Raw genomic sequence first — 273 nt, 5'->3', positions numbered from 1 at the left:
CATCCAGTATAGATGTTTTCCCGTAGTTGTTTTTCCCAGCTATGATATTTAAAGTCTTTAATTGCTTTAGATATAGCTCATTGAAGCATTTGAAGTTCTTTAAACTTATTTCCTTTATCATGATAGCCTCTGTTCGTGTTTTTGTTATATGCCATACGATTTGTTAGTACCTTAATAAAATGTACAGCTTTCATTGTGATTAGCTAGACTTTATGTCAAAGATTAACTTTGATTGCTTGTGTTTTAATCGATTTTTTTTACTTTCTTCTTGAG

General features: G+C 30.0%; 1 protein-coding gene. It reads right to left on the bottom strand.

All coding sequences use genetic code 11. The annotated features are described in order from the left end of the window. On the bottom strand, window positions 1-121 hold a 121-nt coding region (locus ACNQ0T_RS24235; protein ID WP_417930499.1), incomplete at its 3' end, for an AAA family ATPase. Window positions 122-273: the final 152 nt, after the last annotated feature.

This window comes from Enterobacter cloacae complex sp.6700776 (assembly GCF_048284255.1).
GTDB lineage: Bacteria > Pseudomonadota > Gammaproteobacteria > Enterobacterales > Enterobacteriaceae > Enterobacter > Enterobacter intestinihominis.
This window is presented reverse-complemented; position numbering and strand designations above follow the sequence as displayed.